At 72.1% G+C, this 8,455-nt stretch carries 7 protein-coding genes; 1 reads left to right on the forward strand and 6 read right to left on the reverse strand.

Translation table 11 applies throughout. The annotated features are described in order from the left end of the window. Positions 1–32: 32 nt before the first annotated feature. The 6 genes from tpiA to rapZ all read right to left on the reverse strand — a co-directional run bounded on the left by tpiA (position 33) and on the right by rapZ (position 6,280). Positions 33–824: a triose-phosphate isomerase gene (gene tpiA / locus M8C17_RS30945; RefSeq protein ID WP_252420215.1), complete on the reverse strand. Its 792-nt coding sequence runs from the start codon at positions 822–824 to the stop codon at positions 33–35. Beyond that, positions 825–2,024, reverse strand: coding sequence for a phosphoglycerate kinase (pgk, locus tag M8C17_RS30950; RefSeq protein WP_252420216.1), 1,200 nt, complete (start codon positions 2,022–2,024; stop codon positions 825–827). Next, the gene (gene gap, locus M8C17_RS30955; RefSeq protein ID WP_252420217.1) at positions 2,021–3,025 is read right to left on the reverse strand and encodes a type I glyceraldehyde-3-phosphate dehydrogenase; all 1,005 of its coding nucleotides are present in this window, start codon (positions 3,023–3,025) and stop codon (positions 2,021–2,023) included. The genes pgk and gap overlap by 4 nt, the downstream gene beginning before the upstream one ends. 262 nt (positions 3,026–3,287) lie before the next feature. Further along, entirely contained in the window at positions 3,288–4,268 is a 981-nt protein-coding gene (whiA, locus tag M8C17_RS30960; RefSeq protein ID WP_074312802.1) for a DNA-binding protein WhiA, read from the reverse strand. Between the two features lie 54 nt (positions 4,269–4,322). After that, a complete protein-coding gene (locus M8C17_RS30965) occupies positions 4,323–5,351 on the reverse strand; it encodes a 2-phospho-L-lactate transferase CofD family protein (protein WP_252420218.1) in 1,029 nt (342 codons plus the stop codon). After that, positions 5,348–6,280 (reverse strand): RNase adapter RapZ, encoded by a 933-nt coding sequence (gene rapZ / locus M8C17_RS30970; protein ID WP_374559739.1) that lies wholly within the window; start codon positions 6,278–6,280, stop codon positions 5,348–5,350. The genes M8C17_RS30965 and rapZ overlap by 4 nt, the downstream gene beginning before the upstream one ends. A 173-nt stretch (positions 6,281–6,453) precedes the next feature. Between rapZ and recQ the strand changes: the two genes are divergently transcribed. Then, positions 6,454–8,304, forward strand: coding sequence for a DNA helicase RecQ (gene recQ, locus M8C17_RS30975; protein ID WP_252420219.1), 1,851 nt, complete (start codon positions 6,454–6,456; stop codon positions 8,302–8,304). Positions 8,305–8,455: the final 151 nt, after the last annotated feature.

Below are 8,455 nucleotides of genomic sequence, written 5' to 3' on the forward strand. Positions count from 1 at the left end.
GGCGGACGGGCGGGGTCAAGGATACCGAGCGATCAGCGGGCGATGTGCTCCGGGAACCGGCAGATCTGCGCGAATTCCTCCGCGTCGAGGCTGGCGCCCCCCACCAGGCCGCCGTCCACGTCCGGCTGGGCCATGATCGAGGCGACGTTGGACGCCTTGACCGAGCCGCCGTAGAGGACCCTGACCTGGTCGGCGGTGTCCTGGTCGAAGCGCTCAGCCAGCCGCTTGCGAACCGCCCCGCAGACCTCCTGGGCGTCCTCGGGCGTCGCGGTCTTGCCGGTACCGATCGCCCAGACCGGCTCGTACGCGATCACCACCTGGCGTACCTGCTCGGCGGTCAGCCCAGCCAGGCCCCCGTCGAGCTGATCGGAGCAGTGCGCCACGTGAGTGCCCTGCTCGCGCACGTCCAGCCCCTCCCCCACGCAGAGGATCGGGGTCAGACCGTGGGTCAGCGCCGCCTTCACCTTGGCGTTGACCTGCGCGTCGTCCTCGTGGTGGTAGGCGCGCCGCTCGGAGTGCCCGACCACCACGTACGTGCAGCCGAGCTTGGCCAGCATCGAGCCGGAGATGTCCCCGGTGTACGCGCCGGAGGCGTGCGGGGAGAGGTCCTGCCCGCCGTAGCCGATCAGCAGCTTGTCCCCGTCCACCGCCGTCTGCACCGTGCGCAGGTCGGTGAAGGGCGGCAACACGACCGTCTCCACCGCGGTGAGCTGCTTCTCGGTGAGACTCGCGGCCAGCTTCTGCACGAGCAGGTTGGCCTCGAGGTGGTTGAGGTTCATCTTCCAGTTGCCGGCCATCAGTGGCCGGCGGGTGGTGCTCGCCATTCAGTTCTCCAGGGCCGCGATGCCGGGGAGGGACTTGCCCTCGAGGTATTCCAGGGACGCGCCGCCACCGGTGGAGATGTGACCGAAGGACGACTCGTCCAGGCCGAGGGCACGGACCGCCGCCGCCGAGTCGCCGCCACCGACGACGGTGAACGCGTCGGCCTTGGTGATCGCCTCGGCCAACCCACGGGTGCCGTTGGCGAACGCCGGCATCTCGAACACGCCCATCGGGCCGTTCCAGAAGATCGTCTTCGCCTGGGACAGCGCGGCGGCGAAGCCGGCCACCGTCTCCGGGCCGATGTCCAACCCGAGCCGGTGGCTCGGGATGCCGTCGACGCGGACCGTGTCGTGCGCGGCGTCCGGGGCGAACGCGTCCGCGACCACCACGTCGACCGGGAGCATGATCTTGCCGCCGGACCGCTCCAGCAGGTTGCCGCAGGTCTCGACCATGTCCTTCTCCAGCAGCGAGGTGCCCACCTCCAGGCCCTGGGCCTTGAGGAAGGTGAAGCACATCCCGCCACCGATGAGCAGTCGGTCGACCGTCGGCAGCAGTGCCTCGATCACCGCCAGCTTGTCGGAGACCTTGGACCCGCCGAGCACCACCACGTACGGCCGCTCGGGCTCGCCGGTGAGCTTGGAGAGGACCTCGACCTCGCGCAGCACCAGCCGGCCGGCCACGTGCGGCAACCGGGCCGGCACGTCGTAGACGCTGGCGTGCTTGCGGTGCACCGCACCGAACGCGTCGTCCACGTACGCGTCGCCGAACGCGGCGAGCTGGTCGGCGAAAGCGCCCCGCTCAGCGTCGTCCTTGCTGGTCTCACCGGCGTTGAAACGCAGGTTCTCCAGGAGGGCGACCTGGCCGTCGGCCAGGTCGGCGACGGTGGACCGGGCGGACTCACCGACGGTGTCGGTCGCGAAGCGCACCGGCGCGCCGAGCAGCTCACCGAGCCGCCCGGCGACCGGGCTGAGGCTGAACTGCGGGTCCGGCGCGCCCTTCGGGCGGCCCAGGTGCGAGCAGACGACCACCTTGGCGCCGGCGGAGACCAACGCGCCCAGCGTCGGCAGCACCGCGCGGATGCGGCCGTCGTCGGTGATGTCGCCGGTCTGCTTGTCGAGCGGGACGTTCAGGTCGGCGCGCACCAGCACGCGCCGACCCGACACCCCCTCGGCGAGCAGGTCGTCGAGGGTCCGGATGCTCACAGCGACGAACCGACCAGCTTGACCAGGTCGACGAGGCGGTTGGAGTAGCCCCACTCGTTGTCGTACCAGCCGACGACCTTGACCTGGTTGCCGACCACCTTGGTCAGCGGCGCGTCGAAGATGCACGACGCCGGGTCGGTCACGATGTCGGTGGAGACGATCGGGTCCTCGTTGTAGACCAGGATGCCCTTGAGCGGGCCGTCCGCGGCGGCCTTCAGCGCGGCGTTGACCTCGTCCACGGTGGTCTCACGACCCACGTTGACGGTGAGGTCGGTGACCGAGCCGGTCGGGATCGGCACCCGCAGCGCGTACCCGTCGAGCTTGCCCTTGAGCTCCGGCAGCACCAGGCCGATGGCCTTCGCGGCACCGGTCGAGGTCGGCACGATGTTCAGCGCGGCGGCGCGTGCCCGGCGGAGGTCCTTGTGCGGCGCGTCCTGCAGGTTCTGGTCCTGGGTGTACGCGTGGATCGTCGTCATCAGACCGTGCTGGATGCCGAACGTGTCGTGCAGGACCTTCGCCATCGGCGCGAGGCAGTTGGTGGTGCACGAGGCGTTGGAGATGATGGTGTGCTTCGCCGGGTCGTAGGAGTCGTGGTTGACCCCCATGACGACGGTGACGTCCTCGTTCTTTGCCGGGGCGGAGATGATGACCTTCTTTGCCCCGCCGTCGACGTGCGCCTTCGCCTTGGTGGCGTCGGTGAAGAAGCCGGTCGACTCGATGACGACGTCGGCGCCGACCTCGCCCCACGGCAGCGACGCCGGGTCCTTCTCCGCGTACGCCTTGATGGTCTTGCCACCGACGGTGATCTCGTCGGCGGTGGCCTTGACCTCGTACGGCAGACGACCCAGGATGCTGTCGTACTTGAGCAGGTGCGCGAGCGTGGCGTTGTCGGTGAGGTCGTTCACCGCCACGACCTCGATGTCGGCGTCGGACGCCAGCACTGCCCGGAAGAAGTTACGGCCGATCCGGCCGAAGCCGTTGATGCCAACCCGGATGGTCACAGGTCCCATCTCCTCGCGTTCTGGTCCGCCGGCTTCAGACAACGGGCCGGCGGAGTGGTGTGCGCCGACCGTTGGAGCCGGCCGTTGACGGTTCATCTCGGCACCCCGCCGCGGTCTGAGGACCTGACCGCCCGAGGCGGTGGGCACGACGAGGAGTGCCTGTGTCGGCCCCCTTGCCGTACGCAGCGACCTTATCCGAGCGTGCGGGGCCACGCTGCGCCGGGTCGTGCTCCCGGGCGCACCGTGCGGCCCCACCGTCCTATCAGACCACGAGCATGTCGGGCGTGACGGCTGCTTCGGTATCCGGGATGCCCAGGTCCCGGGCCCGCTTGTCGGCCAGCGCCAGCAGCCGGCGGATACGCCCGGCGATGGCGTCCTTGGTCAGGGGCGGCTCCGCCAGCGCGCCCAGCTCCTCCAGCGACGCCTGCCGGTGCTCCAGGCGCAGCCGACCGGCGTCGGTGAGGTGGTTGGGCGCCTCGTCGGCGAGGATCTCCAGCGCCCTGGTCACCCGGGCGGCGGCGGCCACCGCGGCACGCGCCGAGCGGCGCAGGTTGGCGTCGTCGAAGTTGGCCAGCCGGTTGGCGGTGGCGCGCACCTCGCGGCGGACCCGGCGCTCCTCCCAGGCCAGCACGCTGGAGTGCGCGCCGATCCGGGTGAGCAGCGCGGCGATGGCGTCGCCGTCCTTGACCACCACCCGGTCCACGCCGCGCACCTCGCGGTTCTTGGCGGTGATGCCGATGCGGCGGGCCGCCCCGACCAGCGCCAGCGCCGACTCCGGCCCGGGACAGGTGATCTCCAGGGCGCTGGACCGGCCCGGCTCGGTCAGCGAGCCGTGCGCCATGAACGCGCCCCGCCAGGCCGAGACCGCGCAGCAGACGTTCGCCGCCACCACGTGCGGGGGCAGGCCGCGTACCGGCCGGCCGCGCACGTCCAGCAGGCCGGTCTGCCGGGCCAGGGCCTCACCGTCCTTGACCACCCGGACGATGAAGTGGCTGCCCTTGCGCAGACCACCGGAGGCCAGCACGTGGATCTCGCTGGGGTAGCCGTAGACCTCGGCGATCTCCCGGCGCAACCGGCGCGCCACCGCGCCGGTGTCCAACTCCGCCTCCACCACCACGCGGCCGGAGACGATGTGCAGGCCGCCAGCGAAGCGCAACAGCGCGGCCATCTCCGCCCGCCGACAGCAGGGCTTGGGCACGTCGACCCGACTCAGCTCGTCCTTGACCGCAGCCGTCATCGCCATTGTGCGTCCCCTCACGGACCGGTTCCGGCGTGTCGCCGGAGATTACGTACGTGTCTAACGATCGGCACCCAGGACAGGCACCAGCGCGGCGCCCAGGGCAGCTGGATCATGGCGGGGAGTCCCGTCGGTGATGGCGACGGGGGCGAGGACGAGGCGCGCACCCAGCGATTCTGCCGCACGTTCGACCGGTTCGGGGTCACCCACCGCCTTGGCATCGGCGAGCACAAGATCCACCTTGAGCTCGGGCAGATACCAGCGCAGCGCCGCGAGGTGGTCGGCGACGGAGAGCCCGAGGGTCTCCTTCTCCGCCGCGAGGTTCAGGGTGACCAGTCGGCGGGCCGGACTGGACACGATCGCGTCGGCCAACTGCGGCACCAGCAGGTGCGGCAGCACGCTGGTGTACCAGCTGCCCGGCCCGAAGATCAACCAGTCCGCCTCCCCGATCGCCGCGAGGGCCTCCGCGCAGGCCGCCGGGGCTGCCGGGGTGAGCCGCAGCGACTCCACCCGCCCGGTGGTGACCGCCACCTGATGCTGGCCGCGCACGGTGCGTACCTCGTCGGGGGCGGACGGGTCGACGCCGCGCACCCGCGCCTCGATGCCCACCGGCTGGCGGGACATCGGCAGCACCCGGCCGACCGCGCCCAGCATCGCCCCGGCGTGCTCCAGCGCGGCCACCGGATCGCCGAGCAGCTCCATCAGCCCGCAGAGCACCAGATTGCCGACCGCGTGCCCGGCCAGCCCGTCGCCGCGGGTCGCCGCCGGGCCGCCACCGCCGTCCTCGCCGGCCGCCGGGTCCGCGCACGCAGCGTCCGCGGGCGCGGCGACGAAGCGGTGCTGGAACAGCCCCGCGCTGCGTCGCGTGGCCGGGTGGTCCCCCGCCAGCGCGACCAGGGCCTGCCGCAGGTCACCGGGGGGCAGGCCGCCCCGCTCGGCCCGCAGCCGGCCACTGGAGCCGCCGTCGTCGCCGACCGTGACCACGGCCGTGATGTCCAGGTCGAGTTCGGGAGCGCAGTGGCGCAGCGCCCGCAGCGAGGCGGAGAGGCCGTGCCCGCCGCCGAACGCCACCACCCGGCGGGACGTCATTCGCGCCCCAGGTCGCGGTGCTGGGCGTTGGCCGCCAACCCCGACTGGCGCAGGCGCCCGGCCAGCTCCTCGGCGATGGCCACGCTGCGGTGCTTACCTCCGGTGCAGCCCACGGCGACCGTCAGGTACCGCTTGCCCTCCCGCTCGAACCCGGCGGTCGTGGCGTTGACCAGGTCGGCGTACGAGGCGACGAAGGCGTCCGCGCCCTCCTGGCCCAGCACGTACGCGCTGACCGCCTCCTCCCGTCCGGTGTGCTCACGCAGCTCCGGCACCCAGTACGGGTTGGGCAGGAAACGGGCGTCCAGCACGAAGTCGGCGTCCGGCGGCAGACCGTACTTGAAGCCGAACGACAGGACGGTCACCCGCAGCCGGCGGGCGTCCTCGCCGCCGAACAGCTCCTCGATGCGCCGGCGGAGCTGGTTGACGTTCAGGTGGCTGGTGTCGATGATCACGTCGGCCTGGTCGCGGGCCTCCTCCAGCAGGCCCCGCTCCACGGCGATACCGTCGGCCAGCCGCCCGTCGCCCTGCAAGGGGTGCGAACGCCGGACGCTCTCGAACCGCCGGATCAGCACCTCGTCGTCGGCGTCGACGAAGACCACCCGGGGTGAGAAACCGCGCTCCTTGAGCTCGCGGATCGCCCCGGCGAGGTCCGTGGAGAAGGCGCGCGAGCGCACGTCCAGCACCATCGCGGTACGTCGCGCCGCACCGCCGGCCTTGAACGCCAACTCGGCCATGTCGAGCATCAACGCCTGCGGCAGGTTGTCCACCACGTAGTAGCCGACGTTCTCCAGCGCCCGGGCGACCGTGCTGCGACCGCCACCGGACAGACCGGTGACCACCACGAGGGTGGTCTCCGACTCCGCCGCCGACTGCCCGTCGGTGGCCGCCGGGACGTCGATCCCGTCACCGGCTGTGCGCGCCTCGCTCACCCGTACCCCCAAGCCGTGGCGCCGCGGCCGCCCTCGGCCGCGATTGGTCAATCAGCGACTCTATCCCGCCGCCCGGGCAACGTCCGGCACCCGTCGCCCGTCGGCCCGTCCGGCGCACCCAACTCCGGGTGCGCCGGACGTGCGGTGTCGGGGTCGGCTCGTAGACTCCGCGGATGGCTTCCCCCACCGACCTGCGGACCGAGGACGCGCTGGGCGTCCTGCGCCGGGTGTTCGGCTACGACGCGTTCCGCGGCTTCCAGCGGGAGGTGATCGACCACGTGGTGGCCGGCGGCGACGCGCTGGTGCTGATGCCCACCGGTGGCGGCAAGTCGCTGTGCTACCAGGTCCCGGCCCTGGTCCGCGACGGCGTCGCGGTCGTCGTGTCCCCGTTGATCGCCCTCATGCAGGACCAGGTGGACGCGCTCACCGCCGTCGGCGTGCGGGCCGGGTTCCTCAACTCGACCCAGACACTCGACGCTCGGCGCCGGGTCGAGGCGGCCTTCGTGGCCGGCGAGCTGGACCTGCTCTACCTGGCCCCGGAGGCGCTCGGCGTCCGGTCCACCCTCGCCCTGCTCGACCGGGGCAGGATCAGCCTGTTCGCGATCGACGAGGCGCACTGCGTGTCGCAGTGGGGGCACGACTTCCGCCCCGACTACCTGGCGCTGTCGATGCTGCACGAGCGGTGGCCGCAGGTCCCCCGGATCGCGCTGACCGCCACCGCGACCAGCGCCACCCGCACCGAGATCGCCACCCGGCTCAAGCTCGACGACGCCCGGCACTTCGTGGCCAGCTTCGACCGGCCCAACATCCAGTACCGCATCGTGCCCAAGCACGAGCCGCGCAAGCAGCTGCTGGCCCTGCTGCGCGACGAGCACCCCGGCGACGCCGGGATCGTCTACTGCCTGTCGCGCGCCTCGGTCGACAAGACGGCCGAGTTCCTCACCGCCAACGGGGTCGCCGCGCTGCCGTACCACGCCGGGCTCGACGCGGGCACCCGCGCCGCCAACCAGCAGCGCTTCCTCCGCGAGGACGGCCTGGTGATGGTGGCGACCATCGCCTTCGGGATGGGCATCGACAAGCCCGACGTCCGCTTCGTCGCCCACCTCGACCTGCCCAAGTCCGTCGAGGGCTACTACCAGGAGACCGGCCGCGCCGGCCGGGACGGCCTGCCGTCCACCGCCTGGCTGGCGTACGGGCTCCAGGACGTGGTCCAGCAACGCAAGATGATCGAGACGTCCGACGGCGACCTCGCCCACCGCCGCAACCTCGCCGCGCACCTGGACGCGATGCTCGCGCTCTGCGAGACGGTGCGTTGCCGGCGGGTCCAACTGCTCGAATACTTCGGCGAGACGACGACCACGGCCTGCGGCAACTGCGACACCTGCCTCACCCCGCCGGAGTCCTGGGACGGCACCGTGGCGGCGCAGAAGCTGCTCTCCGCCGTCTTCCGCCTCGACCGCGAACGCAACCAGCGGTTCGGCGCCGGGCACTGCATCGACATCCTGCTCGGCAAACAGACCGACAAGATCAGCCAGTATGGCCACGACACGCTGACCGTCTTCGGCATCGGCACCGAGTTGCGCGAGGCCGAGTGGCGGGGCGTGGTCCGGCAACTGCTCGCCGAGGGGCTGCTCGCCGTCGAGGGCGACTACGGCACGCTGGCACTGACCGAGGCGAGCGCCGACGTGCTGGGCCGCCGGCGCACCGTGACGATGCGCCGCGAGCCGGAGCGGCCGGCGTCGACCCGGTCGGCGAAGCCACGAGGCTCCGCCACCGTGGTCGCCGACCTGGCCCCGGCCGCCGCGACGGTCTTCGAGCGGCTGCGCGGCTGGCGGGCGGCCACCGCCAAGGAGCAGGGCGTCCCGGCGTACGTGATCTTCCACGACGCCACGCTGCGGCAGATCGCGAGCGACGCGCCCGGATCGCTGGCCGAGCTGGCCCGGGTCAGCGGGGTCGGCGAGAACAAGCTCGCCAAGTACGGCGAGCAGATCCTGGCCGTCCTCGCCGAGAACACGCCAGCCTGATTCGGGCATGACGAAGGGCCGGGCCCCTGGTTGGGGGTCCGGCCCTTGTCGTGTGGTGTTGTCCGCGGGTCAGCTGGTGGCGTAGCCGCGGGTGGCGATCCAGTCGGCGAGGTGCTCGACGGTGACCTCGTAGGAGGCGGTGTTCGGGTCC

Origin of the sequence: Micromonospora sp. RHAY321 (assembly GCF_023896955.1) — a bacterium.
GTDB lineage: Bacteria > Actinomycetota > Actinomycetes > Mycobacteriales > Micromonosporaceae > Micromonospora.

Bases quoted from the DNA above. Each gene is read 5' to 3' on its own strand.
- tpiA (WP_252420215.1), bottom strand. From the start codon at position 824: ATGGCGAGCACCACCCGCCGGCCACTGATGGCCGGCAACTGGAAGATG.
- whiA (WP_074312802.1), bottom strand. From the start codon at position 4,268: ATGGCGATGACGGCTGCGGTCAAGGACGAGCTGAGTCGGGTCGACGTG.
- M8C17_RS30965 (WP_252420218.1), bottom strand. From the start codon at position 5,351: ATGACGTCCCGCCGGGTGGTGGCGTTCGGCGGCGGGCACGGCCTCTCC.
- recQ (WP_252420219.1), top strand. From the start codon at position 6,454: ATGGCTTCCCCCACCGACCTGCGGACCGAGGACGCGCTGGGCGTCCTG.